Source organism: Clostridium sp., from assembly GCF_050717515.1.
GTDB lineage: Bacteria > Bacillota > Clostridia > Clostridiales > Clostridiaceae > Clostridium_AD.
In genome coordinates this window covers 32,225-58,175 of the sequence record NZ_JBOITL010000027.1, presented here as the reverse complement: position 1 = coordinate 58,175, position 25,951 = coordinate 32,225, and the positions used below count along the sequence as shown (strand labels likewise).

Sequence of the window (25,951 nt, the reverse complement as noted above, 5' to 3'; positions counted from 1 at the left end):
CTAATTTTTTTGTTATTTATATACAATTCAAATAATCAGCAATAAATGCTGCTTGCAGTTCTCTAATTTCTTCTTTGAAATGAACATGATCTAAATAAATATCAGTTCCCAAATCTCTAGTAAAGTTATACATATCTATACAGGGTATGTTATATTGCTTCATTAGTTCTTTTGCAGCAATATCGTAAGCATGAATATCTTTACTATACCTTAAAACCCCTTCTTTTCTTGAATTATGAATCTCATCTATAACCGGTGTTAATCCAACCCATATAATCTTTTTTGCCATGGTTTTTGATATTTGAATTATATTAGTTAAATTAATTTTGTACTCTTCCAATTCAACCTGAATTTTATTAGAAACCCTATCTACTCGAGCATCGTGTAAGCCACAATTGATAAGTAATATTTCATATTTTGTATTTTTCATATATTCCTCTGCTAAATACTCCATAACCATTCCACTATCTCCTGCATTAGCTCCAATGGGTCTATCTAAATCTGTTAATGCTCCTTCTACACCTCTTTTTCTATCATACTCAAACTTATGCTTTATCATTTTCTTAAGATATGGACCATAGTGTATTGACACACTATCGCCTATAACAAAGATTTTTCGCTTGTCCATTAGTTTTCCTCCCATTATTTTGACAGCATTTGAATCTTCTTTGATTATACTAATGTCCAAAAGAACTTATTAGCCAAAGTGAATTTATGTCGTTTCTTATTAAAAAACTCGCAAAGAATAAAAAATCTGTAACTTACCAATTAATCTTTAGTAAATCCCATAATATAATCTTTAAGCTGTGAACCACATCTAGTTAATTCACCCATTACTTTATCTACACCATTCTCTGTAACAAACCAATTATCCCTACTTATTCCTTGAACCTCAGATGGACAAATAATTAATTCTGTATCTGGATATGCCCATTGATAATACATATAACAACGTCTTGCGTGGAAAGCTTTACAACATATTATTGCTTTATTTATATGTAAATTTAATTTGTCTGTAATCTCACGAGATTTGAACGCATTTTCATATGTGAACTGCGCATTATCCTCTCTTAAAATTGAATTTTCATCAACACCATTTTTAATTAAAACATCTTTTAAAAAATCCCATTCTGTATTATAGGTTCCATTATATTTTTCTGATTTTGATAATGGTTTGGGAAAGTATCCGCGTTTAACACCGTATTTACCCGATGGAAGAATAAGTGGCGCATATCCGCTTTTCCAGAGTACGGCTGCGTTTTCTGCTAATTCAGCATAAGCTCCTCCAGGTATAAAGATAATATCTGCTTTTTCAGGATTACTCTCAAGAAATATAAATTTCGTAATATCATCAGTTGTTTTCATATTAGCCCCCCATAAATTATGTGTTGTTTCTAATGATCTTAAATTTAAGATAGTTATTATCTTTGATTTTGGAAGGTGATTTTGCCATTGCGTAAGTTTCAACCTATATATAGATTATAACCCATAAATTTACACAAATCCATATAAAAAAATCCACCAACTAAGGTGGATAAAAGTGTAGTAAATCATTTCAAAGTGTTTAAAATTTCACTGCACCTTTTTATAAAGCCCATTATACCTATTATAATTAGTATTGAGGCTACTAAAATTCCAATAATATAAAGTACGCCTAATAGAGGTATGAAAACAAAGAAAAATGAGCATAATGCTGCAATCTGTAACAGCTTATATTGATTCCATTTTTCATCAGACTCTTTCACTAAATCAGATTGTTCTCGTTTTTCCGCCATATCCTTAATTCCCATAAATAAATTATATACAATTAATAAATTCAGCACAAAGGAAGCAATTGCTAAAGGAATACCAAATATGCCCAATGGACCTAAATGAATACCTCCACGTTTGAAGCCATATCCTATTGAGAACTAATTTTACTGTGTTTTTCTCTATTAGTCTGTGATATTTAGAATTTAATAGTTAGGGTTAGAAATTCCATATCTTCTAGTATCACTATCTCCAATAAGAGTGATTTTTATATTCGGAGTTCCTTTTATTTCTATAGTGTAAGTCTTTTGATCATTATCATAATAATAGTTTCTTATTTTATTATCTTGTTTCATTTCCTTTAGCACTGAATTGAAGAATTCCCTACACTTATTAACATCATACTTGCTATAATAAATATCAGTTGGAGTTTTAAGTAGCCATACAGAATTAGGGGGTAATGGTATATCTACTTTTGTACTATCTAAATGGGTAACAGTATAGGTATGCCGTGAAAAAAAATTACTCTTTATAAAAATATTAAAGTCATAATTCAAAAAATATAATACTAAAAAAATTGTTAGTGGGATAATAATAATTAATAGTCTTTTGAAAGCTTTATTGCCTCTTATTACAGCAGTTAATATTACAATTAAACTAATTATAAATATTGCGCAAACCGAATAAAACATGTAATTTAATCTCATATTAAATTACCCCCAACTTATTTCCCCTTATTATATATGCTTAAAAATTTTCAACTATTATTTAATCTTAAAATTTACTGTTCTGTATCTTGTATTTCTGTAAATTGTAAGCAGTTTATTCTTTTTCAAAATTCTCTCTTCCTAAGTTTTAAGTTGTATAAAATATGAAAAACAAAGATTTATATGATTCGGCAGTACTGCTCAATCCTAGTCTTTGAACTAATTATATCACTTGAGCCTTGTACAATTTCTAATATTATCTTGCCATGAAAATCCTGCAATATATTGGCGAATATATGCTTGAAATCTATATTGCCTTGTCCTATAGGTAGATGTTCATGAATCACTTCCAGATGTCTATCTGCAACATGTAGTATCTTAGGCATCTTTATTGTAATCATAGATTTAAGATGGTCATAGCTATCTATATGAGCTATATCAAGAAGGAATTGAAGATTTGGGTTTTGCCCAAACATAATTTCTAGTTCATATGGTTGATTAAAAATCGGATCTAATCTACTGTTATTTTCTAAGTATAAAGTTATATTTTCTTTTGATAGTTCCCCTAAAGCAAAGCTTACTTTATCTGATAGCTTATATATTGTTTGTGTAGTTATTTCTTCACTTTTACATATTGGATGAATTATTAACTCATGGTGTCCTAAATATTTTAGTATTTCAATTAGTTTTGGTACATGTTCTTCAAATTCATTTATATCCAAAACAGCATGAATTATCGTTGGAAAATCATATTCTTTAATTATTTCTATTGGATTTAGATCTTTCTTCAATGCAATTCCATTGCTGTCATACCATATTTGCATAAATTCAAAATTATTATTTTGTGCAAATTCCACTTCTTCTTTGTAAAAGTTAAAATATCTTGCTAAACATCCTATCTGCATCATTTTCCCCTCCATCTTTATTCATTAAATTCACATTTAAGCATTGAATAGTTTAGTTGATCATATTTATCTTCATTAATCCAATAATGCTCTCTTAGTCTTCCATCCAATTTAAAATCTAACTTCTACTTGAATTATTCATTATTATATAAATATCATTTTCTTCTTAAAATATAGGTTCCGACATAAAAACCATAGCGCTGGTAAAACGGCAATGATTCCTCATTTGAATAAACTACACCAATTTCAATATTTGTTATTCCATTTAATTTGAACCAACTCAAAGAACTATCCATAAGTTTACCACCTAACCCAAACTTCCGATAATCATTTTCAATGTATATAGATTGTATTTCTCCTAAATTATCATTAATTGAACTTAGACAATATCCTACATAATTTTCAGTTTCACTATTCCAAAGCATATCTATCTTTATAATACCAGTTTGTGCTTTTTCATAAATGGATTTGACTCTTTTATCGAAGGTGAATTTTTCGAAGTTACGCTTAAAATAAATTGATTTATCAAAGTGAACACAATTGAGTTGCTCCCATAATGGCTTTATAAGTTCAAGTTCTTTTATACTTTTTTCAACTATACAAATATTCATAAATGCCTCCAGATTAAATTTAGACTCTCCTCACAATAAGTGAAGATAAATTAAAAACTAAGTTATATCTCCCAGCGGCCATTTTTCACTTACTTTATCTTCACCTTTATAATAATCTACCTTTTGGTTACTTTGGTATATCTCTTGATAGGGTAAAATGTTTATTTTTCCTGAATCAGGATATTCACAGACATCTAGGCCAACATTGGTACCTATATCAATGAACATGCATGGCACCTCTGTATGATTATAAAGTTGATGAGCACCTTCTGGTCCAATTTCAAAAAATACAATATCGCCTTTATTTAATTCCACAAATTTATTTGGTGTTCGAAGTGTAGCTTTTCCAGATAAAATTACAAATATCTCTTCGGAGTTTCTATGAAAATGATATGGATAAGAATATTTACCCGGATCAAGGGATCTTACATCAAATTGTAAATGTTTTGATTTAACTATTTCTGACAACTTCTGACTTGTATGCCAAGAGAATTCTGGAATAGGTGATTGTCTGAGTTCAAATGATATATTATTTTCAGTGAATATCTGTGCCATGTAAAAGCTCCTTTCTAAAATTATTTCTCAAAAATGAAAGATTTACAGCCATTATCGCATATGTTTTCTCTACTAAATACGAAACCACAATTTTTAGTGTAAAAATGGTGGTTTCTTTTTGAATAATCAGGTGTTTCAACCGTCCATTTTTTTGCATCTATATATTTTTTCTCTATATCTTTCCACACTATAGTTCCCAGATGATTTTTTCTGTATTTTGGATCAATAAATAACATTTCCAAACTGTATTCACCATTAAGATTAATCGCAACAGTATAAGCACCAATGGTAGTATTATTATAAACTACTTTATAGCTTTCAAAATCTTTATGTTCATTAAGCCATTTAATTAAGCGACCGTCATTGTATCCTGAAGGACCATCTTCTTTCAAATCAGTGTGAATAAATGTATCTTCATTAAATGCAGAAGTCATTATAATTGTTAGTATTTCATAATCAACGGGATATATCTTTAAATATGCTATTTTATTATTCATCTAAAACTCCTTTTTTGTTATCGTTGTAATTTAGCATTACACATAAATCATTTGTTTAAATATAAACGCTTAATTTACTATATAAAACTAAATTCATAATTCCACTTACCCTTTCTAACTATACTTCAATAATCATTCCTGTTTTTAACTCATTTAAATTATTCATGGTTTTACTTAAATAACTATAAGCTTTTTCACCAGTACAATGGCAAGTATAATAATTAGCAATACTACTGCTAATTAGAGCCGCTGAAAGATTATTTAAAAATGCTTTAGAATCTTGATTTTCAATATTCATTCTCATTAAATGAAATCCACCAATTACTGTGTTTAAATCTCTATCTATGAAATCTTTAGTTCTCTCAATTATATTAATAATACCTTTGTGAGCACATCCGCAAAATAGACTATTTTTGTTATCTTCATTAATCAATAGGTTTATTTCATGTTCAAAATCATCTTTTTCTATGGATTTATTACTCCATTCTTTTAATAGCCTATTATTACCTTTAGGCTGAAGCTTATTACCCTTAACGTCACCAAATAAAGTAAGCTCGTCATCTATTCTCGCCAATCCATCTACGAACACAAACCTATTATTACTGATTAATTCTTTCTTCAAACCTATATTAAATTTAATAATCCCAAGCAATTTTACTAGATGATTATCAAATGCGCCCTTGCCCATGTAAATCTTTGCTTTACTGTTGAGTTTTAATAATGTTTCTAGGCCACCACCATGATCATAATGGCCATGGGATATAACGGCTATGTCTATATCTTCCAGGTTCACACCTAACTTACTAGCATTATAGGCAAAGGATTGATCTGTTCCAGTATCAAATAATATCTTATGATTAGCTGTTTCTATATACAATGATAAGCCATGCTTACATTTATATTCTTTTGAGATAGTTCTATTTTCAAACAATGTTATAACTTTCATAAATATCTCCTTTAGATTAAATACTCGGTAAAATATGTGGAGTGTAAAAGGCACTTAGTAACCAGTGTGGGCTATCAAAATTACTTCCCTCTCACCATCATTTATTCTTCAAATATACTGAAACCTAAACTATTAAATCTTTATCCTTCTCATCCTTCATAACTTTCTTCTTATTTGCTTTAGCCTGTCTTTCTTCATACATATCTTGAATCCAAACACTTACAGGTGCTTTCCATTGTTCACTTTTATTCGGAATATTTTTAATTAGGCTCCTGGGATTCAAACCCATTTCCTTTGCCTGCTTTAATGTTTCAGCATTAAGCTTGCACTTCTTTTTTACGTCTTGCCATTCAGCCTCTTTTTTATTAATAGCCATTTATGCTTTCCTCCAGTCATTTGAATTACAATTGAGTTCTCGCAATAACTCTTGCCATTGAACTATCGGCCTTTATTTTTAATGGAAAGGCCATAACTTCAAAATTTTTATTACCCAATAATTTATCTATATTGGTTAGATTCTCAATTATACATATTTTATTTTCCAAAAGAAATTTATGAATTTCAAAAGGAGATTTATCTGGTGAAGGCATATCTATACCTACCATTTTAACATTTTTCTTTAATAAGAATTTGCATAAATCCATGTCTAAAAGTGGGTGATCTTCATAATATTCTGGCATACCGTAAAGTTTATCTAATCCGGTATAAAGTAGCACTATACTGTTTTCTTTTATCAAATCTTCATATACTGCTTTCATTTGTATTATAGGTTGATTTCTTACATCTAGGATACAACCCGTAGCTATAAATGAGTCCACAGATAGTTCAGATATGTACTTATTGCTTTCAGTTAAATGCATAGGTGAATCTATATGTGTACCTGTATGCATACTAATTTCTAATCTAAAATTATTGTGGCTGTTTATACTTAGATACTTATTTTGAAATAAGTTTGTTGAAACATCTCCTGGATAAATAGGCATAGTATCCTCAATTATATGTGTTAAATCTATTAATTGTTCCAAAGTCTCACTCCATTCTGTTTTTGTATATAATTCTTTACTTAAACCAATATAAAATTTCTTTAACAACTTCATCAGGTTTATCCCAATGGAGCATATGACCTGCTCCTTCAATTCTCTTTGTCTTTGAACCTGTATTACTCTTAAATTTTTCAACTAGTGTTTCTCTAATTTCATTCATAGATTCTGGCAAGGTACTTTGCAACAAATAGATTGAAATTGGTAACCTGTTATAAATAGAATCCGGCGGATAATGATACATTGACTTTACAGCACCTGTTGCAGTGCGAGCATTTGCATGGTATTTATATTTACCCTCTTCTACTCGTATTAAATCCCTTGAGGCTTCTTCTAATAAACAAGACCATCTAATATAGTTAGCCTTTTCTACTTCAATATGTTCTTGCAAAGTATCAAAACAGTATTCATCAAAGTCCTTAATATAATAATCTATTTCCTTTTGTAAAGAATCTATCATTCCTGACCTTAATGCATTGTAAGCGTAGATATCTGTTTTTATATAATATCCACCATCCAGTAGCATAGCCTTAATCACTTTTGATGGATGAATAGATATATAATGAAGTGCAATGTCTGCACCCCAGGAATGAGCCAATATATAAAATTTATCGTTTGTTATGTTAGAAACAATTTTGTCAATCCAGTTAATCATATTAGGCATCTCATAATCTTCTTCTTTTAAAAAGTCAGGTGTTTTCCCATGACCTGGTAAATCTATAGATATAATATGATATTCATTCTGTAAGAAATGTCCTAATTCAATAAAACTGAGGCTTGTACTCCCTAAGCCATGGAAGCATATAATTGTTGGTTTTTCTGAATTTCCCCACTCATGGATTCTTGCCTTAACTCCTTCTTTATTTAAATAAATCTCTTTCATAAATTTCTCCTTAAAAACAAATTAATTTTTACAACTAAAATAGAAAAAATCATCATCTCTTAATATAACTTCTCTAAATTCATATTTCGCTACAAGCTCATATAAAGTATCATCATTAGGAATTGCTTCTCTTCCCAAATTATAACCTATTCTTTTATGATGTTCTTTTACTTCCTTTCTAGTTTTTGAATGTATTATTGCAAAAATACCTCCAATTTTCAAATGTTTCTTAGCATTTGAAAACACTATATTTAAGTTTTCAAAATGTGGTATGCTATTAAACATTAAAATATAATCAAATGTTTCCACGAAGTTAATATCCTTATCAAAATCATCACATATAGTTTTTGCATCAGGATATAGCTGCTGTAGTTCTTTTAGCATATTTTCTGATATATCTAATGCTACATAATTGCTTAAGTGCATATTTTTTAAAACTGAGTATAACACACCTGTTCCTGAGGCTACATCCAGTACCGAATGGCCTTCCGATATCCCTAATATATTTATAGCTTTATTTATAATGCTGCCTTTTTCATCAGATATTTCTTTCCACTTTTCATAGGTATTATTAAAATATTCTTTTTGGTTTTTAATGGTCATAATCATCCTCCTAAGTCAGTTATCAACTTCAAATTTCCACTGCTTAAAATATAAATCTATGCTCTGTTAATAAACACTTCAATGTCCTTTTGAATAAGATTTAATGCATTTCTCCAAAAATCTATTGAGTGAACGTCTATATCAATTATCTTTGCAATATCAACAATATTATTTTTACTTGTAGCACTCAAAAAAATATTATATTGCTCTACAAAAGCTTCTCCTTTTTTCATATATTCTGAATAAACACCTTTAGAGAATAAAACCCCAAATGAATATGGGAAATTTAAGAATTCATTGCCAACCATATAATACCCAGCTTTATTCATCCACATATATGGGTGAATTGTTTCAATATCAATACTATCACCATAAGCTTCTACCATACAATTCAGCATTAATTCATTTAACTCTTCAACAGACAATTGACCAGATTTTCTTCTTTCAAATAATTTGTTTTCAAATAAATACCTACCATAAAAATCAACAATATAATAACCCGCATCTGAAATACTTTTTTCTAAAATTGATAAACCCTCATTGATTGGTAGAATATTAAGCAATGCTTTATTTACTATGGTTTCACAGAAAATTGCAGCTGTTTCTGCAATAGGATTAGGATAATCCGTATTTAACATCTCTTCATTTCTAAGACAATAACTATGATAAGCATGTCCAATTTCATGAGCAAGTACAGCAACATCACTAAAGTTTCCAGTAAAATTAGCCAAAATTCTACTTTCTTTTATTGGAAAAATATCAACATCCAGTCCATAATTCCCTTTCCCAGTTCTTGGCTCAGCATCAATCCATCTATTGTCAAAGGCCTTTTTTGCAAAATCAGCAAGTTCTTTACTGAAAGTTTTAAAGCTTGATACAATTAAATCTCTGGCATCTAAATATGATATTTTTGTATTAGCATCACCCACTGGTGCAAAGATATCATAGAAGGGAAGGCTCACTTTATGTCCTAGAATTTCTGCCTTTTTATGATAATATTCATGAAATATAGGCAGGCGTTCTTTTATAGCTGAAAACATAGCATTTAAAGTTTCATAATCCATCATTGAGACCTTGAGGACTTTTTCTAGTGGTGATTTATAACCTCTCATATCATAAATAGTAAGTGCTTCACCACTAATTCCGTTTAAACATGCTGCAGATGCTTGTGATATGCTTTTACATGCGTCAGCCTCTGCATAATAAGCTGCCTTTCTTAAAGACTCACTTTTCTCATATGCCATATTTCTCAGCTCTGAAAGCGACACTTTTTTTAATTCACCTTCAATATTTATATCCATTAGTATAGTAGAAGTGAGCTCCATATAAAGTCTTTCCCATGATCTCGAGCCTGTACTCTGCATTTTTGCAATTACTACTTCTACATCTTCGCTCAATAAATATTTTGACTGCAAAAGAAGTTCTTTAATATAAAACCGATGTTCTATAAGATATGGTGAAGCCTCTATTAGCTCATCTATATTATTAAAATGCTTAAGCCAATTGTTAAAACTTACAAAAGTCTCTATAACCGATGAATCCCTATCCTCCATATTATCTAAAACGTCCATTGCTTCTACATTTGAACAATCCGCACTTGAAATTAAATATGCATAACAATATAAGCATGAATATAAGCTTTTATATTCGTTATAAAGATTTAAAAATTCTTCAATTTTAAAAGTAGCGTTGCTCCTATCTTTTAGATTTTTTTCAGCCCATTTGTTTAAATTTATAATATATTCATTAAGAAGCTCTTCATCACCTTTAAACTTTTCAGAGTTAAAGGAAGTATAAAGTGTATCTAAATTCCATGTTAAATCCATTAATAACCATCTCCTTAAGACTACTATTTAGTTCACTAAATAATGTATCTTCTATATTATTCATAAGACTCTCCTTTATTCATAGTTATGTATCCCTATCCATCATAGCCATGCTACCCCCTTTAGAAAAATTTAATTCAGCTCTTTTCTCTATACATTAAGCAAACAATTCCATTTGTCACCATTAAATATAAAAAAATCAACGCAAAAGCAATAAACATAAAACTATTTACTATATTTTAGCATAACAACCTTTATATTAACAGTTATTCCTTGGAAAAGCCTTAGATGACACTCGTTTTAAGACGCTTTATTTTATTGTAAATTCTTCACTACTTAAATTATCTGACCATTGCAATCTTTTAATTTCTTTATTATGCAATCCTTAAAAATTATCAAAACCATTACTATATTTATCAAAATGTATTATAAACTAGTTAAAAATTAAATATAAGCAAACTTTATCTTTAGAATCCAAATGATACCACATATACTTAACTTAGTTGAATTTAAAAGAGGTGCATTAGTTATGTATAAAGAAGAAAATGAGAATCAGACATCAGAAGTTATTTTTTTTTACAATATAAAGAAAGACAATAGGGTATTTATTTATTGGTATGATAAGCTTATAAAAATACTCTCGGGCGAAAAAGCCCAGAAATTTCTATTTAAAATTCAAGGTACAGGTAGTTTGGAAGCTCAGCAGCTTATGGCGAAAATTACAGGAAATCTTAAACGTAAAAAAGATGAAAACACAAATACCATTGTAATTAGAGGTGCTCACTATACTAGGAATAAAAATAATGACCACCAGTAAACGTGTCAAATGGCTTCTCATGCTTATTTGATCACGGGCAATATCATTATCTTAACTCCACCAAACATTTATGTACACTGATAACATAAATCTATTTTTTTCTAACAATCAAATTAAAGTGTTTAGAAAAATATTCTGTATTATCCATGTTATATTCTGTTTGCTCAACAGGTAAATTTACAAATTCAAAATCAATAAAATATTTTTTTATATCTTCAATATCTACATAAAAATGTGGAACATCCCTTTCTGTATCATGTTCATCCCTCAAGATTGTATTATTATCAATTCGCTTATAATTATCAGCTCTTTGATATGACCATGTATCTTTTGAAAGCAGAGTAATAAATAGCTCTCCTCCGCTTTTTAAAACTCTTTTTATTTCATCAAGCGACTTAATAAATCCATCAGTGTCACTATGGTATACGACATTGTAAGCCATTATACAATCAAAGGAATCATTCTTAAATGGCAAATTTAACATGTCACAAATATCTACTGCAATATCTACCTGTTCTTCCTCTGCCCACCTTTTCAAGTGATTGACTCCATATTCGGATAAATCTAAAGAATTGACTTCAAACCCTTTCTTAGCAAAATAGATAGAGTGTCTGCCCAATCCACAACCCAAATCCAGAAACTTGTTAAAGCTTTTTGATTTCCATGATTCAGATAAATAACATGCCTCTATTGATGGTACTAACCAGCCGTTACTTTTGTTTTTACTCCAGTCCCAGGCTTTTGATTTAATCATAATTTTCCTCCTCGTTGAAACTAATTAAGGGAATTTACATTCTATTTATTCCCTAGTGATTTTATAACTTCTCAATAATATAATCTATAAAGCCTAATGTAATCTTCACATCTTTGCGTGCATAACCATCTCTAATTCTTCGTTCCTTATAAATAACCTTAAATCCATCAAAAAACTTCTCTGCCTCATTTTCTTCAAAATAACTGTGCAATATTTTCTCACCATGTTCTTCTTGTAGATATTCACCATCTCTAACTTTCTCACCCATAGTTGCTCTAAAATCACTTGTTGATGTGAAATTTATAAATGCTAGTCCACCTTTAGGTAATACTCTATAAATCTCTTTAACCGCTATGCCAATTTCCGATTTGCTCATATGAAATATGGAATTATATGAGTAGATAAAGCTTATAGACTTATCTTTAAAAGGCAATAATTTCATATCACCTTCCTTAATCCCCAATTCTAAATTATGCTCTACCTCAAAATTCCTTGCTTGCTCAATTTGAGATTGGCTTATATCAATACCATGAGTTGCATATCCATGCTCTGCAAATATTGCAAGTGGTGGAAGATTCCCTCCTGCTCCACAATCCAATACCCTCTTCTCTAATTCAACATCATTACAAAATAACAAAAAAGTAAATAATTGATTCTGTCTAAAAACTGGCTTCATAATTATTCTCCTCTCTTATAATCTTTATATACTCAGCTCGCTCTAAACTTAAAGTTTTACAGGCACACTGTATAACCCCTCCTAAATTTTTAAGCCATTCTTTATTTTCATTTGTGATAGCAAGTATAGGCGCTTGTCGTATTGTGATTGCCTTTTGTAATATCCCGATCCAACTATAATCACAGTTATCTATTACCCATTTTGCAGCATTTGTTTTTCCCGTAGTATCTAAAGTTTTAAGCCAATAAATTGATTGACTTATTAAGAATAACCAATCTACCGAATGAATATCCTCATTAGTAACTTGTGCATGTTTTATAATTGTTTCTACCATGTAATTTACTTGATTTAACATTTTTGTATCACTTGGATATGGTAATTCGTCTCTTAAATCTTTTCCGAAAATCAAATATCCTTCATTTATCAATCCTCTTAATGAAAATCCAGATAGTCCATATTTCAGATTCAAGCTATCTTTTGATGTTCCCCAATATATTGTATTTGACTCTATATCATTTTTAATTGCATTTTTAGAAATTATTTCTCCCTCTAAGACCGAAAAATACGGATGCGCTGAATTCTTCAATTGGGTTCTCCATGATGAAAATTTTTGAAAATCATCTTCACTTATTATGTTATCAGTAATAATAAAAAAATCCAGATCACTATATCCATTATGAAAATCTTCATAAATTGCTGAACCAAAGCAATAGGCCGATAATATACTATGATTTAAAAGCATATTTGACTTATTTACAAATTCTTCAAGTGATTTTATTATTAGATTGTCCATTCATTTCCATCTCCCATCTTTAACTTCGCATTAACTACAATTATAGCGAGTAGCTCTATTCATAGCATTTTCATAAGTTTGCTTAAATAAAAATAGTATAATGGCATATCTAATGATATTTAACGTTTCGTGACCGTAAATACCTCCCCACGTATTACTACCCTACCATTATCTGGACACTTCATTTCAAATTTTTTCGCCTTAGTGTTGCCATAATCTAAACTGCCTCCATTTAAAAGAACATATACGCTTGGATAAATAGTATTCCATAATTCATGACATATAGGTGGACAAATATCTTCTACAATATAAGAGTCATTGTTTTTATGATAGCCACATCTGCAATTACTTTCCAGGATTGTTAGTTTTACTTTAAGCAATTTATTGTCATACTTTCTAATGCTATTTCCTGTAAAAACCTTGCCATCTCTTTTGGTATGCCAGCAGAATATGATAAGCCTACAGGATTTTGTTTTAGTAGCAAAACATAAAACACACAAGCGGTTAAGTATGTTCCCATAATTGATGGATGACTACCATCTTCATCCCATAGTAGAATATCTTTATCTTTCTGTTTTGCTTTTAACCATGCTATTCCAACTGGTGCAACTGATAATGTTAATTCATTTGCTATTTTGGTATAACCCTCTTTTAAAGCTTCTTGCATGGTTTCGAAATTTTCAAATCCAATTTCAGTATCCCCAAATCGACGCCCCCAAGTCATAAATAATACAGTTTCAGCACCAAAGCTTTTAATATTATTGTTAAGTAATATTATTGTTAAGTAATCTTATGCTTGGATACATTTTTGTTTCACATTCATTTGGAATAGAGGGAATTTGACTTTGTTCTTGTAATATTACAAAATCCCACTTGTTTTTCTTCAACTTATAATTAGAAATATTACTTAGCTCGTCTTCATTGTTAAGAAAATCTTGTAGTCTAGCACCTCCCCTTGTAACATGATTTGTTATCAAATCAAACCCACCAGATAGTGCTAAATTTGATAAAACATTAGGCAAATCATTTACATATATATAACTATTACCTAGAAATAAAATTTTCTTGCATAAATCACCCATATTAACTCCTCCATTCCTTACTAACTATTTACATGTAGAATACATTTATTTTACTTCACAAGACTTAATTTTAAAAATTTGTTCTGCCGTTACCATAGATATCTTTTGATGAAGAATTAATGGTAACACTTCCTCCTCATACAAGATATTAAGGTTAAGCATGTTTGAAATTTCAACTCGTCTATCATTTGGATAGACGCCACCTATATCATGCAATAATCCTGCTACTTCTGCTAGATTTTCATTAGCACCGTACTGCTTAGCTAATACTTTTGCTTTCTTTGCAACTCTTAGAGAATGTTCTGCAATCCTAAATCTGCTATGTTTTGTTAGAAATCTATTCGAGTCTGTTACTAACTCTCCTGTAAATGTTAAATCTTCTATTAAAGAATTAAATATTTCTTCCAATCTACACTTTTCCTTCCGAATAAATTTGACTTGGAATTGGATCTGATTTTCTTGGTTTTATGCCCGATGTAGCCCTCTTCATAGCCTTTTTATTAGCTTACTTAAATAAACATAACATTTATTTGCAAATTTAATGATGTAACCTTGTATACCTCTTTGTAAATGGACAAACTTCAATACATTTACCACACAAAGATATCTCTATCCCTATTTTTGCATTTGATAGTTCTCTTGCCTTTTTTCTACATTTAAAAGGGTCTAATAATTCCTCTCTTGTTGAAGCAAAATTCCATAGTGTTCCTTTAATTGCTGATGCAGGGCAAGTATTAACACAATTAGTACAGGTTCCACATTTAGACTCATTTATAGGAATATCAGTTAGAAGTGGCATGTTAGTTATAACTGAAGATATACGGATTGCAGACCCATATTTAGGTGTAATTAATAGTGCGTTTTTGCCAATCCATCCTAATCCTGCACGTGTAGCCACTGTTTTATGTGGCAAAGGTGTAGTTAATTTATTGTCACTGGTAACATATGTTGAAGTTTGTCCTATTGCATTATATCCTATGTCTTCTATATATTTTACACATGATATGACAATGTTATCGAGGTCTTTGTTTAATTGAGTATATTCTTCATAATATTCTTTTGTAGGACCTTCATTAATAGCTTCTATAATTTTAGATCCTATTTTGATACCAAATGCGATACCATAATTCATATTATTAAATGAAGAAGTATCAAAATTGCTTAAATCGGCAAATCCAACTAACGACGCCCCAAGACTTTCCAAATATTCACTTAACTCATTTTTAATCATAATTTCACCTTTCTAAATCAAATTAAGGGATAAATACACAAATATTATTTTGAGAAGCCCTCAGGATTTTTCCCGATTTCATTACACATATTTATTAATACATTACAGGTATGAAGAAGATCTTCTTTTTGTATCCTATCTATAGTATCCTTATCTGTATGGTAACTTTCATCCGGACCATATTCAAAATAAGCTACCGGTATCCCTGAAGATTCAAAAGCAACATGGTCACTACTTTCTTGTTCAGTTCTTGCATTTTTATACTTAAATTTATTCATACAAGTTACGGCTAAATCAGCTGGCAAAGATTTAGTATCCGCTTTCATAGTGTGTACCGTTAATGTATCACCTACCCCCACCATATCAATATTTAGCATGGCTATAATGTTGCTTTTATCCTTAGAAGTTAAAGAAGCTACATAATAATTTGAACCGACAAGTCCTATTTCTTCAGCGCCAAAGGCAATAAACTTAATATCACAATCAAGTTTTTGCTTAGATATAACCCTGGCAGCTTCCATTACAGTAGCTATACCAGAGGCGTTATCATTTGCTGCCGGTGTATCTACACCATCATAGTGTGCACCAACAACAATATTTTTACCATTGCTCTGTTTTTTTGACTTCATTGTTGCAATTATATTTTTGGATGTACCATCCTTGCATTCACTATCAACCTTCAAAGTAATCTTAACGGACTTACCTGAAGCTAACATAGCTACAATATTTTCACCCTCAGATTTCAATATTGAAACTGCAGGAATGCTAGATGGTTCCACTAAAGTAGCCGATATAAGTTGTTCTTCATAAGGATCATAAAAAATAGCTCCAACAGCGCCTTTTGCAAATGCTCGTTCTGTTTTAGCCCTAAAAAACTCTCCCCCACGTTTCATAAGTACAAGCTTATCTTTAACTTTAGCATTTTCTAGCTCACTATCAGTACCCATACCTCCAAAAACAATATCTACGGCGATTCCTTCCTTTGCTGTGGCCTTACTAAAGGTTAAAAAACTAGAACTGATTTTTTTGTTTCCGTTGGTAATAATATTCACTTCTGTTCCTGCGCATCTGAATGCCTTAATTGGAAAACTTTGCTCTGTTACATTAAATCCCATATCCTTAAATTGTTTTGTTATATACTCTGCTGAGTTCTTTTCTCCTTCAAAGCCTGTAATTCTTGCATTATCTGTAGCTGAAAACTTTTTAATTGTGCTGTAAATCCCGTCTGCTGAAATATCCTTTGAGAAATCAGTAAAATTTATGTTGTTAACATTAACCACACTTTTAGATTTGCTTGTAAAAGGCAATTCGCAAGCCGTAAGAGATAGAGTAGTAAGTAGTGCACAAACTGCAGCTATAAGTTTTTGGTTTTTTTTCATTTTTATTTCCCCCTCTTAAGATTGATCTTTCCATTTTTTCTAGGTTGATGACCAGTCAGAAGTGTCCCCCCTTATTGAAAATCATTTCTATGTAGAATATTTTTTTTGCATATCCATATTTTATTACCCTCTTCCTTATATAATCTTATGCCTATTTACATTTTTTTACAATTAAAGATTATTACTATACTCTATAATATAATCCTTAATTTCTGTTTTTTCTAATGTTTTAAATCTATGCATTAGTATGTTCCTTCCTATTTTTAAAAAAATTTACTTGGTAGGAAATCACTATTAAATCAAAGAATACTTTTGTACATATGTTTCAAATTAGAATCTGATTTAACCTTTTGGCAATTTCATTCATGTGAGTGTTATCTGTACCACAGCAACCTCCGAAAATTTTAAGGTTAAAGTCTTTGTGTAGTTTTAACATATCATTTGCCAAATTATAGGCATCTGAAGTTTTCAAATCATAACAACTGTCAAGTTCTTCTGGTGAGAGAGGAGAGGTATTTGCTTGTATTCCTTTAAACCTTTTTTTCACTGTAGCTGTTTGGTTATATGTCTTAGATAACGCGTTAGCAACTACCTTTGGGTGAACACAATTTGTCATATAGCAAATAGGGTTACGATTTGTAATATTATCAATTGTGCTTATAGCTTCATGAATTGTTGTACCGTCTATTAATTTACCATCATGTCTTATCATAAAGCTAATAATATATGGTAGACCTGCATTTTCCATTGCCCTTGCCATACCTACAGCTTCCGATAAAGCTGGCATAATACCTGCATATAAAAAATCAGCTTTAGCTTCCTTAAACAATAAAGATTGCCACGAATGAAATTCAAATGCTTCTTTCTCAGACAAAACATCAGTTGATTTGTAAGCATCACCCTTACACCCCATAAGTCCACCAATATAAACATTGGAAGGATAATCCTGTTTTATTTCACGTAAGAATGAAACATTGTCATAAATAATACTCTTATTATATTTAGATTGTGCAACACGTTCTTTATTTGCTCTGCGAGTTGGTGTTGTTAGCACAATCGGCAAATTATAATGTTGAGATGTTTTTATGTATTGATGAAATAATTCTTTAAGTGCTTGCTTAGATTTTTCATTGTATATATGACCGGCAAGGGCAATTACCTCGTCAAAAGGAATATTGTATTCTCTTTTTAAACGCTCACCCAATGCACCTTCCATTAAAATAAAAGGGGAATTATTGTAGCAACTTTCAAAATCCATTTTTAGCTCCTTTAGTGGTGATTAATTAAAACATTTGGTGAACATTTCCGCTGGTGAACCATCATCAATTTCATATATCTTGCATGATACAAAATCATTATTTAACAGTATTTTCTTTGATCCTATATTATTAGGAGATGTTATCGCTATAACTTGTTGTATACTCTTTGTTCCCTCAGCCTTATTTAATAATTCTCCAACAATTTTGCTTCCATACCCCTTTCCCCAATACGCAGGGAGCAATAACTATTCGACTTCCGCCTCAGTAAAGTCATCGTTTATTGATAGTGCAGCTGAACCTATAAAAATATTTGTAGCCGTTTCAAAAACCTTAAAGTGTCCAAAATCTTTATGTCTTTTATTATTTTCTAATAAACGTTTGTAGCATTTTTTTGCTTCTTATAATAGAAACACTCTTCCATAATTCATTACCATTATTTTTTCATTTAAAACTAAGTTTAAAAAACATTGAAAGTCATCCTCAGTAAGAAATTTTTTAAAATATATTCTATTTGTCAATTTTCTACCCCCTCATATAAAATACTTATTTAATACTTGTCTCAGATTATCTCTTCATCTAATTAGCAGTACCCATCTTATTTTCCACTATACCTTTTCGACTTAATTGTAAGTTATAAATATTTCATGTTATAAGTTTTATCCTTTAAGTTTAAATATTATTTATTATTTGAGAGAGAGATTCATTAGATTCTGCTTTTGCAATTCTAGATGCAAGCTCTTTCCAAATTGGATTAGCTGTAAATACGCTTTTGAGCAAAGGAATTGACTCATCTTTTAAACCGCACTTTAATAAGCTCATAGCGTAATAAAATTGGTACTGTATTCTGCTATCTTGATTAGGTATTTTATTTACAGCAAAATTAAACTGCTCAATTGATGAAGATATTTTTGCACTATCTAAGATTCCTTCATGAAGTATACGCTGAGAACTACTAATGCAGTTATTAGCTTTTTTTAAGTTAATGAGCCGCCGAAGTTCTTTTAAAGGCTTAGGATTATCATATACTTTGAAATCATAAATATAACCTAACCACGGTTTGTCAATTGGCTCTGATGTGACTATAGTGATTGCTGCAGATTGTGCTCCACGAATATCCCCACCTTCAGATTCAGCAGCTTCCATTGCGTACATAATACGATCAATTAATTCACCATCATAGCTTTCGAATGCACTTCCCATTGCATCCCAAACTGTGTTTTTTAACATCATATTAGCTTGACATGAATAATATTTACCTATTCGATGACCTGCTTCTCTAACGCAATTATTTCCTGTATGTGCAAAAACGTTACCTTTAGCATCTATAATTCCAACTTGTCTATATTCTGAATCTATATCTCCTTCTATTAAATCTTTCAGTATTTGTTTGGGCAATTTACCCGCCTTCATCATTTTAATGCCGTCAAACCCATAAATAGGATTTGTATATGATTGACTTGCAACTACACCAACACCGGGTTCTGCGTAAATAACACGGTTGCATGCAGCAAAATTATGAGTTTGCATTGCAATACCCAACTGATTTTTGATAGGATCAAATGCAACAATGGAATATGTATTTGAAAACTCAGTATAATTGATTTTATCCATCTATTCCCTCCCGAAGTTTAGTAAATAACTACTTTCTTAATTTCATCATTAAATATTCAGTTATTCCTTCTCTATATAAATTTGGTATAATAGCAATTTCTTTATATCCAATCCTTTCATACAGGATTTTGGCAGCTGGATTAAAATCTGCAACTACTAGAAATAGTTTTGTATAGTCTCTAAAACAGCTGTCCTCAAAAAATTCTAATAGTTTTTTTCCTATGCCAAATTTGCGATTTTCTCTTTTGACTGCAATAATGTGAAGATATGGAAATGAATGAAATGCACCCTCTAAAATGAACCATATGAACCCCTTACAATTATGATTAATATCTAGGGCAACATATATCTCTTCCTTATTAAATCCATCCTCTAATGCCTTTCTAGCGCTTCCTTTTTCTGAAAAATACTTTTTTCCTAGTTCAGAATTTAATAATGCCTCCTCACAATCATTTATATAATCCATGCTCCCTTTTAATATTGTTATTTCCATACAACACCTCTACTCTAGTTTTCTTCTTTTTCAAACCAAACTAACGTATCTCCAGCTGATTTCCTAATTATATTACCATTAATCATCTCATTTCTAACCAGTTGTAGTCCATTGTCAAAATCCTCATTAGAAATTAGGTGTAGCATTGAATACCCCTTTTTTTCTATTAATTCAAAATAGTGATTACCTAATTTAATTTCTTCACCTTCTCCGATTGTTTTTTCTTTTATAAACTTTAAATTATTTTTGCTAGCTGAGGAAACTATTTGGTCAATATCTGGATACCTTAGTTTGTCTACTATAGCAGTTGCAGGAAAGAATTCTGACATATATCGGAGGTCTATTTGTCTATGTGATTGTGTAACAATGCACACTTTACCATTATTTTTTAATATTCTAAAAATATCAGCAAACATTTTATCAATATCAGATATATGATGTATAACATCAGTCATGTAAATTAATGAAAAGTAGTTTTCTTTAGATGGTATTGAACAAGCATCTCCTAATAAAAAAGTTATATTACAATTTTTTTCTTTAGCTTTTTTTAACATCCCCTCTGAGGCATCCATACCATAAACTTTAGCATTTGTTATTTTTTCTATGATATTAGTATAGTTTCCAGTTCCGCAACCAATATCTAATATTGTTGTTTCTTTAGAAAATTCACTTTCAGATAATAACTCCAGAACAACTTCCAACTCCTCTTCCCTCACTTGGTCATATATTTTGCTTATACTATTGTAATTTACTGTAGTCATACTATTTTTTACCCCCTTTTTATATTAAATCATCATCTGCGATGCTGCAATTAACGACTTCAGAAGGAGATTTAGACTCCCACTGAAGTTTTTTATTTGTTATAGCTTGTAACTCCCACTTATAGAAGTGGGAGTCTTTCCTTCTAAAATGTCGTTGAAATATCATTGTGACTTAATCTTTATAGTAGCAGTGGCAAGAATCACTAAGGCATAAGATAAACTTCGATAGGCCTATTGCATCACCACATATGAAGACGTTTCATTAAATTCTCACTATGATTATGGTCATAATCTATATGTATATATAACTTCATCGGCTGACGCTGAAGCGATTCCACCAGTTTTTTCATAAAGAGTACAGGCAGAAGTGTTACTTTTATTTGTCGGCACCCACATTTTTACAACATTTATATTATGACATATCTCTATTAATTCATTAATTAACATTCGAGCAATACCTTGTCGTCTAAACTTTTTTAATACACCAACCTCATATAAACACATCATGTCTTTTAGCGTATCCACACGATTTTGAATATAACCAATTGCATATCCGACTACACATTCACCCTCTATGGCAACCAAAAAATAATTATTTTCATGAGTAAGAAAATTAGTAATAGCAAGTTCATTAAACTCTGCATCATCTTCTTCCGCTTTCACTTTGGTAATTGCCTCAATTACCAGTTTAATATTTAAACTATTACATATATGTATCCTCATGACTAACTCCTTCCAGTAAAATAAATAATTGATTCATTAGTTCTTTAGCTATTCCCCTACCTCTAAATATTGCATTAACATAAAGTGCACCTAGCCAGGGAGTCAATTGCATTGTCTAATACCTTAATTATCTTAAAGGACTGCATATTTTGGTTTCTTTGGAGGATTGTCCATTGTTTAGCCAACGGGAACTTGAATGCATTGTTAGTGGAAGTCCACTCTTCGTCATTCTTTTGCTAATTGTTTATTGTATCAACATTGGAGAATAACTCTTTATCTATATTATGAAAATCGCAACTTAACATTGTGTATTCTAGTCTTTCAAATCCATTCCAGTCCATAGTTCTGCTAAATTTAAATCCACATTTTTCAATTAATCTAATTGAATTAATATTTTCTGGATCAATTTCCGCAACAATTTTATTTAATTCCAAAATCTTAAATCCATAATAAATAAGTGCTAAACAAGACCTACTTCAGTTATCCTAAAATATGATTACTACTATATAATAATTATGATGAAATATATGAAGAATGCCAATTAATTTATGTATTGAAAGTTGCTGTTAGTCCATTTTCTCTTATTTCATTTAGTTCATTTGAATTAAACAAACCAGCATTATAAAGGTTAAAAAATTCCTGAGAAACACTTTGATCAAAAATAAGCATATCATCAGTATTTATAGTTACTTTAATCCCATTATCATATAGTTTTCTAATGGGATGAACTTTATAACTTTCTACCCTACTAAGTAAAACATTACTTGTCGGACATACATTAAGCTGTATTTTGTTGTCACATAACCATCTCATGACACTTTGAGAATTTGCGGCAGCTATTCCATGTTGTACCTGGTCAAGTTCTAATTCTTCTACAGCCTCTCTAATTAATTCAGCAGTTCCAAATTCACCCACGTGTGCTTTTAAAATTAATCCTTTTTCTTTAGCTTTTCTAAATACTTTTTTAAAAGTTGGTATAGCAAATTCATCTCCAAACATGTCAATAGATTTAAAATAATCTTGAGATAAAAATTGTTCTAACCCTTCATTCATTTCATCAATAGGTGTAAATGAGCTTAATGCGATTTCTGGTATAAAAAGAACCTCTGGAGCAAAGCTTTGATGAATTGTTTTTAATGCTTGTACCAAATCATCTACAGAGTTATCATACCAAACTGCTTCCCCAAAACCGACACTCATATGAAGTACCGTTACACCGTCCATCTTAGCCTGGATAAAAGCTGCTTCTATTCGCTTTTCAAAGCCCAAAGTGCCTATAACTAATGGTTTAATATATTGTGCATTCCAGGTATTCATGTCATTAAGATCCTTAAGTTTGGGGCATTTAGGTATACTTACACCTGCCCATTCTTCAATATATCTTTTATTGCCACCTCTTGTGCTATGGTTATGCAAATCACCCTTTGGTATTTTTCTCATTTCATCTAGATCATTACTTTCTAATGCATTAATAAATTTTTCTTTCATTAAATTAAGCTAATTTGTCCATGTCCACTTTTTTTTAGCCTGTAGATTTGCAAACCATCTTTTTTTAATTAGCACATAGCACATATTATACATTGGTAATTGCTACTAACCTATATATAGATTATAAGTCATAAATTTACACATTGCTATATAAAAATAGTTTACCAACCAAGGCAAACGTCAACATTTTGTATTTCATAACCGTTGTGACGGCAAATATGAATATTATGTACTAAATGACCAGAATTTTTGGTCATTTAGTACAAACAAATTCCTCAGATAATATTGAATATTGATAAGCATCATGCCAGATTGGTTTTCCTTCATTTGATCTCCAAAAGAAGGCGGGTTTTCTAAAATGTCCTTCCCTTCGCATCAAAAGTCGTTCCAATAACCTCCATGAAGGAGTATTTTCAGGGTTGCACTTACCAATAACTCGATGAGCTCCTAATTGTTCAAAACCATACTTCAAAACTCTTTTACACGCCTCTGTGGCATAGCCTTCTCCATAATATGCAGGATTAAATACATAACCAATTTCCCATGTTAAGAATTCTTTAGGCTCCAGCTGTTGAAAATAAACATTGCCAATTAACTTATTGTTTTCTTTTAAGCATACAGCCCAAAAGGCATCATTCTGTGAACGGTTAATAGCCACTTGCGTGCACTCTTCCTTACTGAAAACATTATATGGTTCATACTTAACAACTGTTTCTTGAGAAAGGTATTCATACAGATCATACCAATCATCATAACAAAATTTCCTTATGACTAATCTATCTGTTTCTAAAATTAACACAATTGAAAGAATGATTATAAATGTTTTCTATATATCTTGTAAACCCTTCAATTTATGCAGGTTCTTCTTTTTCCGTAATATACCATTCACCATTTATATTTTTAACCGTAAATGTAATTGGTATATGCGATGAAGCACCTATAATATTATTTTGTAAATCCGTTATATTAACTGAATAAATCATTTTCACATAAACTGTATTATTTTTAAATCTTCGTGAATCTTCCTTTAAGATAAAATCTATTTTATAAGTTTTTTTATTATCTGCTGGATAAGCATTATATATATTTGTTCTTTTAAATACTTGTGGTGACATATGTTTTGACAATTCATTAGTGTATCCCTTATTAGTCAAAAAAGCTTCCTTTACTACATTATAAGCATCTGTCCCTGAAAACCACTCAGGCATAAATTTAGTATATGCATAAGTACTCATAATGCTTAAGCATAGTATAAATCCTATACTTAATAGTATATTTTTTTCAATGAAATCCTTTACTTTATTAAACATATATTTGCCTCCTTTTTAATTCCAAACACTTCTTTGTAAACTTCGTGACTATCTACAACTGTTCCTAATAAAGGCATGTACAATAACTTATCCATTAATTACTCTTCCAACTATTTGTCGCCTCATTCCATACAGTATTACTATACGGTATACTATAATCATTCTTCTTTTTAGCAATGGTTTCGACATGTCTAAAGAAAAAAGTAATTTCCTCTTTTGCTAAATTTAATTGGTCAAAAATTATATCACACCAGGTTTTTGCATTTATGTATAGCTGTGATTTCATAGTATAACAAATGGTATCACTAATATTGTAAGGTACTCTTCTCTCCAAAATGTTAATAGCATTTTCATTTAATTCAAGGATGGTATACGCTGCTCTTTTATCATAATCCAGCGGTAATCCACAGGAACCTGGGTTTATTATTACTTTTTTATCTATTTCTGCATGCCACTGTATATGGGAGTGTCCAAAAATAATAATATCCGAATCAAGACCATATAAAATCTCAACAATCTTATCATCACTGGATAAGATTTTCTGAACATAACATAAGTATTCTTCATGTGAAAAATTCTCTTGAATTATTTTCTCTGCATATTTGGAACTTGAGAGTAAATCCATATTTGTAGACTTAAACAAAAATGCCGGTGCGTGAAACAAATGCATTTTATGATTACCATTTGGTGTTTGGATCTTCTTATCTTCAGGTAAACCTATTAAATATTGTAAATTATCATCATCAAGTTCTCTATAATTCCAATAAAGAGGAGCAAATTGCTCATATACCCATTTTGCTTGATCCGAATTTAATAAACCGTCTAAATATTTTTCTTTGTTCCCTTTAATTACATGGGCTCCTTTAATATTCTTTATAGTATTTACTACTTCATTGGGATAAGCTAAATCACAATAATAATCGCCAACGAATATGTATTCATCTATAAAATTTCTCTTTGCATCATCAATTACTGCATTTAGTGCTGGCAGGTTCCCGTGAATATCTGAAATAACTGCATATCTCATTAATTATCTCCTTACTATATCTCCACTAAAGGATAATAGATTTTCCTTTATGCTTACTGAAATAAATTGTTAGTTGAAGTTAATTTATGATATAAATATCATGGCATTCAACTTAATTTTCTTAACAAAATGTGATTATAAAAAGATATATTTACATAATCATCTATGTCAGAGACCTTCATTTTAATCTCAAACATTTTTACTTGCCGAATTGGATAATACCTA

36 protein-coding genes are annotated in these 25,951 nt (G+C 30.4%); 1 reads left to right on the top strand and 35 read right to left on the bottom strand.

What is annotated here, in order from left to right; translation table 11 throughout:
* Window positions 1–16: 16 nt before the first annotated feature.
* The 14 genes from ACREV6_RS13130 to ACREV6_RS13065 all read right to left on the bottom strand — a co-directional run bounded on the left by ACREV6_RS13130 (window position 17) and on the right by ACREV6_RS13065 (window position 10,322).
* Window positions 17–628, bottom strand: a complete 612-nt coding sequence (locus ACREV6_RS13130; RefSeq protein ID WP_431578485.1) for an SGNH/GDSL hydrolase family protein — start codon at window positions 626–628, stop codon at window positions 17–19.
* Window positions 629–768: 140 nt separating this feature from the next.
* Window positions 769–1,365: a YdcF family protein gene (locus ACREV6_RS13125; RefSeq protein WP_431578484.1), complete on the bottom strand. Its 597-nt coding sequence runs from the start codon at window positions 1,363–1,365 to the stop codon at window positions 769–771.
* A gap of 185 nt (window positions 1,366–1,550) precedes the next feature.
* Entirely contained in the window at window positions 1,551–1,862 is a 312-nt protein-coding gene (locus ACREV6_RS13120; protein WP_431578483.1) for a hypothetical protein, read from the bottom strand.
* A gap of 93 nt (window positions 1,863–1,955) precedes the next feature.
* A complete protein-coding gene (locus ACREV6_RS13115; RefSeq protein ID WP_431578482.1) occupies window positions 1,956–2,456 on the bottom strand; it encodes a hypothetical protein in 501 nt (166 codons plus the stop codon).
* Between the two features lie 179 nt (window positions 2,457–2,635).
* Window positions 2,636–3,364: a sugar phosphate isomerase/epimerase family protein gene (locus ACREV6_RS13110; RefSeq protein ID WP_431578481.1), complete on the bottom strand. Its 729-nt coding sequence runs from the start codon at window positions 3,362–3,364 to the stop codon at window positions 2,636–2,638.
* Window positions 3,365–3,516: 152 nt separating this feature from the next.
* On the bottom strand, window positions 3,517–3,972 hold the full coding sequence (locus ACREV6_RS13105) for a GNAT family N-acetyltransferase (protein WP_431578480.1): 456 nt from the start codon (window positions 3,970–3,972) through the stop codon (window positions 3,517–3,519).
* 57 nt (window positions 3,973–4,029) lie between these two features.
* Window positions 4,030–4,527: a cupin domain-containing protein gene (locus ACREV6_RS13100; protein ID WP_431578479.1), complete on the bottom strand. Its 498-nt coding sequence runs from the start codon at window positions 4,525–4,527 to the stop codon at window positions 4,030–4,032.
* 20 nt (window positions 4,528–4,547) lie between these two features.
* Window positions 4,548–5,024, bottom strand: a complete 477-nt coding sequence (locus tag ACREV6_RS13095; RefSeq protein ID WP_431578478.1) for a GNAT family N-acetyltransferase — start codon at window positions 5,022–5,024, stop codon at window positions 4,548–4,550.
* Between the two features lie 118 nt (window positions 5,025–5,142).
* Window positions 5,143–5,970, bottom strand: a complete 828-nt coding sequence (locus tag ACREV6_RS13090; protein WP_431578477.1) for an MBL fold metallo-hydrolase — start codon at window positions 5,968–5,970, stop codon at window positions 5,143–5,145.
* A gap of 124 nt (window positions 5,971–6,094) precedes the next feature.
* Window positions 6,095–6,346 (bottom strand): hypothetical protein, encoded by a 252-nt coding sequence (locus ACREV6_RS13085; protein ID WP_431578476.1) that lies wholly within the window; start codon window positions 6,344–6,346, stop codon window positions 6,095–6,097.
* A 25-nt stretch (window positions 6,347–6,371) separates the two neighbouring features.
* On the bottom strand, window positions 6,372–6,995 hold the full coding sequence (locus ACREV6_RS13080; RefSeq protein WP_431578475.1) for a cyclase family protein: 624 nt from the start codon (window positions 6,993–6,995) through the stop codon (window positions 6,372–6,374).
* A gap of 34 nt (window positions 6,996–7,029) precedes the next feature.
* Complete coding sequence (locus ACREV6_RS13075) at window positions 7,030–7,893, bottom strand: alpha/beta fold hydrolase (RefSeq protein ID WP_431578474.1); 864 nt, start codon at window positions 7,891–7,893, stop codon at window positions 7,030–7,032.
* A gap of 21 nt (window positions 7,894–7,914) precedes the next feature.
* Window positions 7,915–8,496, bottom strand: a complete 582-nt coding sequence (locus ACREV6_RS13070; protein WP_431578473.1) for a class I SAM-dependent methyltransferase — start codon at window positions 8,494–8,496, stop codon at window positions 7,915–7,917.
* Between the two features lie 56 nt (window positions 8,497–8,552).
* Entirely contained in the window at window positions 8,553–10,322 is a 1,770-nt protein-coding gene (locus tag ACREV6_RS13065) for a M3 family oligoendopeptidase (RefSeq protein ID WP_431578472.1), read from the bottom strand.
* Between the two features lie 478 nt (window positions 10,323–10,800).
* On the opposite strand from ACREV6_RS13065, the gene ACREV6_RS13060 reads away from it, so the two are divergent.
* Complete coding sequence (locus ACREV6_RS13060; protein ID WP_431578471.1) at window positions 10,801–11,139, top strand: hypothetical protein; 339 nt, start codon at window positions 10,801–10,803, stop codon at window positions 11,137–11,139.
* 91 nt (window positions 11,140–11,230) lie between these two features.
* Here the strand turns inward: ACREV6_RS13060 and ACREV6_RS13055 are convergent, their stop codons facing one another.
* The 21 genes from ACREV6_RS13055 to ACREV6_RS12955 form a co-directional block, all read right to left on the bottom strand.
* Window positions 11,231–11,893: a class I SAM-dependent methyltransferase gene (locus tag ACREV6_RS13055; RefSeq protein WP_431578470.1), complete on the bottom strand. Its 663-nt coding sequence runs from the start codon at window positions 11,891–11,893 to the stop codon at window positions 11,231–11,233.
* A 61-nt stretch (window positions 11,894–11,954) separates the two neighbouring features.
* Window positions 11,955–12,569 (bottom strand): class I SAM-dependent methyltransferase, encoded by a 615-nt coding sequence (locus ACREV6_RS13050; protein ID WP_431578469.1) that lies wholly within the window; start codon window positions 12,567–12,569, stop codon window positions 11,955–11,957.
* Window positions 12,553–13,362: a DNA polymerase III subunit beta gene (locus ACREV6_RS13045; protein WP_431578468.1), complete on the bottom strand. Its 810-nt coding sequence runs from the start codon at window positions 13,360–13,362 to the stop codon at window positions 12,553–12,555. Before ACREV6_RS13045 ends, ACREV6_RS13050 begins: the two co-directional genes overlap by 17 nt.
* Window positions 13,363–13,481: 119 nt before the next feature.
* Entirely contained in the window at window positions 13,482–13,742 is a 261-nt protein-coding gene (locus ACREV6_RS13040) for a TIGR04076 family protein (protein WP_431578467.1), read from the bottom strand.
* Window positions 13,730–14,086 carry a hypothetical protein gene (locus ACREV6_RS13035; protein ID WP_503417272.1) on the bottom strand — a complete coding sequence of 119 codons (357 nt, stop codon included), beginning with the start codon at window positions 14,084–14,086 and terminating at the stop codon, window positions 13,730–13,732. The genes ACREV6_RS13040 and ACREV6_RS13035 overlap by 13 nt, the downstream gene beginning before the upstream one ends.
* Before the next feature lie 40 nt (window positions 14,087–14,126).
* Window positions 14,127–14,444 (bottom strand): hypothetical protein, encoded by a 318-nt coding sequence (locus tag ACREV6_RS13030; RefSeq protein ID WP_431578466.1) that lies wholly within the window; start codon window positions 14,442–14,444, stop codon window positions 14,127–14,129.
* 45 nt (window positions 14,445–14,489) lie between these two features.
* The gene (locus tag ACREV6_RS13025) at window positions 14,490–14,852 is read right to left on the bottom strand and encodes an HD domain-containing protein (protein ID WP_431578465.1); all 363 of its coding nucleotides are present in this window, start codon (window positions 14,850–14,852) and stop codon (window positions 14,490–14,492) included.
* A gap of 130 nt (window positions 14,853–14,982) precedes the next feature.
* A complete protein-coding gene (locus tag ACREV6_RS13020; RefSeq protein WP_431578464.1) occupies window positions 14,983–15,675 on the bottom strand; it encodes a 4Fe-4S double cluster binding domain-containing protein in 693 nt (230 codons plus the stop codon).
* Window positions 15,676–15,719: 44 nt separating this feature from the next.
* The gene (locus tag ACREV6_RS13015) at window positions 15,720–17,054 is read right to left on the bottom strand and encodes a M20/M25/M40 family metallo-hydrolase (RefSeq protein ID WP_431578463.1); all 1,335 of its coding nucleotides are present in this window, start codon (window positions 17,052–17,054) and stop codon (window positions 15,720–15,722) included.
* 325 nt (window positions 17,055–17,379) lie between these two features.
* Window positions 17,380–18,312 carry a homocysteine S-methyltransferase family protein gene (locus ACREV6_RS13010; RefSeq protein WP_431578462.1) on the bottom strand — a complete coding sequence of 311 codons (933 nt, stop codon included), beginning with the start codon at window positions 18,310–18,312 and terminating at the stop codon, window positions 17,380–17,382.
* 21 nt (window positions 18,313–18,333) lie between these two features.
* Complete coding sequence (locus ACREV6_RS13005) at window positions 18,334–18,555, bottom strand: GNAT family N-acetyltransferase (protein WP_431578461.1); 222 nt, start codon at window positions 18,553–18,555, stop codon at window positions 18,334–18,336.
* 427 nt (window positions 18,556–18,982) lie between these two features.
* A complete protein-coding gene (locus ACREV6_RS13000; protein WP_431578460.1) occupies window positions 18,983–19,924 on the bottom strand; it encodes a DUF1028 domain-containing protein in 942 nt (313 codons plus the stop codon).
* A gap of 28 nt (window positions 19,925–19,952) precedes the next feature.
* Window positions 19,953–20,417 (bottom strand): GNAT family N-acetyltransferase, encoded by a 465-nt coding sequence (locus tag ACREV6_RS12995; RefSeq protein ID WP_431578459.1) that lies wholly within the window; start codon window positions 20,415–20,417, stop codon window positions 19,953–19,955.
* A gap of 14 nt (window positions 20,418–20,431) precedes the next feature.
* Complete coding sequence (locus tag ACREV6_RS12990; protein ID WP_431578458.1) at window positions 20,432–21,178, bottom strand: class I SAM-dependent methyltransferase; 747 nt, start codon at window positions 21,176–21,178, stop codon at window positions 20,432–20,434.
* A 285-nt stretch (window positions 21,179–21,463) separates the two neighbouring features.
* Window positions 21,464–21,901, bottom strand: coding sequence for a GNAT family N-acetyltransferase (locus ACREV6_RS12985; RefSeq protein ID WP_431578457.1), 438 nt, complete (start codon window positions 21,899–21,901; stop codon window positions 21,464–21,466).
* Window positions 21,882–22,013, bottom strand: a complete 132-nt coding sequence (locus tag ACREV6_RS12980; RefSeq protein ID WP_431578456.1) for a GNAT family N-acetyltransferase — start codon at window positions 22,011–22,013, stop codon at window positions 21,882–21,884. The genes ACREV6_RS12985 and ACREV6_RS12980 overlap by 20 nt, the downstream gene beginning before the upstream one ends.
* 124 nt (window positions 22,014–22,137) lie before the next feature.
* A complete protein-coding gene (locus tag ACREV6_RS12975) occupies window positions 22,138–22,356 on the bottom strand; it encodes a GNAT family N-acetyltransferase (RefSeq protein WP_431578577.1) in 219 nt (72 codons plus the stop codon).
* A 91-nt stretch (window positions 22,357–22,447) separates the two neighbouring features.
* Window positions 22,448–23,389 (bottom strand): amidohydrolase family protein, encoded by a 942-nt coding sequence (locus ACREV6_RS12970; protein ID WP_431578455.1) that lies wholly within the window; start codon window positions 23,387–23,389, stop codon window positions 22,448–22,450.
* Between the two features lie 253 nt (window positions 23,390–23,642).
* A complete protein-coding gene (locus tag ACREV6_RS12965) occupies window positions 23,643–24,188 on the bottom strand; it encodes a GNAT family N-acetyltransferase (RefSeq protein WP_431578454.1) in 546 nt (181 codons plus the stop codon).
* Window positions 24,189–24,240: 52 nt separating this feature from the next.
* Window positions 24,241–24,699: a hypothetical protein gene (locus tag ACREV6_RS12960; RefSeq protein WP_431578453.1), complete on the bottom strand. Its 459-nt coding sequence runs from the start codon at window positions 24,697–24,699 to the stop codon at window positions 24,241–24,243.
* Window positions 24,700–24,793: 94 nt separating this feature from the next.
* Window positions 24,794–25,726, bottom strand: coding sequence for a metallophosphoesterase family protein (locus tag ACREV6_RS12955; RefSeq protein ID WP_431578452.1), 933 nt, complete (start codon window positions 25,724–25,726; stop codon window positions 24,794–24,796).
* Between the last annotated feature and the right edge of the window lie 225 nt (window positions 25,727–25,951).